The organism is Vibrio sp. M260112 (genome assembly GCF_036533775.1).
Taxonomy (GTDB): Bacteria; Pseudomonadota; Gammaproteobacteria; order Enterobacterales; family Vibrionaceae; genus Vibrio.
The window spans coordinates 1-1,799 of record NZ_JATABH010000129.1; the positions used below are offsets into that span (position 1 = coordinate 1).

A 1,799-nucleotide genomic window follows, 5' to 3' on the forward strand; every position below is an offset into this window, starting at 1 on the left:
CTCGATGAGCTTTACGAATGGATGACAACTCAACAAGTGCTTGAGTCTAGCCCGCTGGGTAAAGCGATAAAATACACGCTAGGCCAATGGCCGAAACTTATCCGCTATATCGATGACGGTCATTTATCGATAGATAATAATCGTGCTGAACGCGCAACAAAACCGCTGGTTATTGGGAGAAAGAACTGGCTCTTCTCGACCAATCCCGATGGAGCTGAAGCGAGTGCGATGCTTTACAGTATCGTCGAGACCGCGAAAGCCAATGGTCTTATCCTTTACGACTATATGGTCAAGTATATGAAAGAGCTGGCGAAAGCGGAGCCAGATATCGATGCGCTCCTGCCTTGGAACTTCAAACACTAGCAGTGTCGCACCGTGGGATCATGGGGCGGATACTTCTAAGCGATCCAGCTCCATCTCAGCAGCCTCTTTGCTGACAGCACGGTAGACAGGCTTCAGGTCAGCCATAAACTCCTTCTGGTGCTTGGAGGCCACGTACTTCAATGAGTTGCGGATCTGATGAATTACACACTGTTGCACTTCTGTATTTAGGTAAATCGTAGCGATGGCTTCTGGGAAGCCTGTAAGGCCATCCACGCAGGCAATCAGGATGTCTTCGACTCCACGATTATGCAGATCGGTTAGCACTGACAGCCAGTAGTTTGCACCCTCTGATTCGGATAGGTAAAGACCTAGCAACTCTTTCTTACCTTCAATCGTGAGGCCAAGGATAGTGTAAATCGCCTTGCTGATGTAGCGTCCATCTTCTCGGATTTTATAATGGATGGCATCAAGCCAGACAAAGGGATAAAGTGGATCTAGTGGACGTTGCTGCCACTCCTTAAGTTCAGGGATTAAACGGTCTGTCACGCCTGTTATAGTGGCTTCAGAGACATCAATACCATACATATCTTCGACGTGACCACGAATGTCACGATAGCTCATGCCAAGTGAGAATATAGACAAGATCTTACGGTCGATCTCATCAGTGAGCTTAGTTTGGTTTTTCTTGATGAGTTGAGGCTCAAACGAGCCTTGGCGATCACGTGGTGTGTCTAGTTCAAATGCGCCTACTGAAGACTTAACAGTCTTCTTGCTTGAGCCATTTTTGCGGTTTGGTTGGTCGTCATTGTCTAGGTGTTGCTCAAGTTCTGCCTTTAATGCAGCTTCAGTTATTTGCTTAATAAGGGGAGTTAAGAAGCCATCTTTACCTGTCAGATCTTGTCCTGACTGAAGAGCTTTAATGGCTTGTTCTAGATCGAATTCGTTGGTCATGTGTCATTCCTGTTTTATACATATTACTGAAATGACACAGATTTCTAAACACTACCTTACAAAGGGCGCGTATACCCCTGATCATTGAAAATGCTTGATTTTATTTAGAATCAGGATCATGCTACGAACCATGAAAATTACACTGACTTCTCAACAGAAACTGCAACTCGAACAAATGCACGATTCTACTCGTGATGGTCGAGTGCGTGACCGTATTAAAGCAGTATTGCTTACCACAGAGGGGTGGAGTCAGACCATGATTGCTCAAGCTCTTCGCATTCATGAATCAACCGTTGCACGCCACCTTAGTGACTACGTTCTTTCTGAAAAACTTAAGCCTGAAAATGGCGGAAGCCAAAGCAAGCTTTCTGCTACTCAAACCATGCACCTAATCGAGCATTTGTCTGAGAAAACCTATTCTCATACTCATCAAATTGTCGCCTACGTTAAAGAGACATTTGGACTTGATTATACTGTTTCTGGTATGAACAAATGGCTTCACCACAATGGTTTTAGCTACAAGC

General features: G+C 45.0%; 2 protein-coding genes and 1 pseudogene. 2 read left to right on the forward strand and 1 reads right to left on the reverse strand.

The features are described 5' to 3' along the window. A partial coding sequence (locus QTN95_RS20455) for an IS66 family transposase (RefSeq protein WP_331418820.1) occupies positions 1-363 on the forward strand: 363 nt, incomplete at its 5' end. 33 nt (positions 364-396) lie between these two features. On the opposite strand, the pseudogene QTN95_RS20460 reads toward QTN95_RS20455, so the two are convergent. Further along, a pseudogene (locus QTN95_RS20460) lies at positions 397-1,275 on the reverse strand (IS256 family transposase); the annotation flags it as partial. A gap of 130 nt (positions 1,276-1,405) precedes the next feature. On the opposite strand from QTN95_RS20460, the gene QTN95_RS20465 reads away from it, so the two are divergent. After that, positions 1,406-1,799: helix-turn-helix domain-containing protein (locus tag QTN95_RS20465; protein WP_331418821.1), on the forward strand; the 394-nt coding region annotated here is incomplete at its 3' end.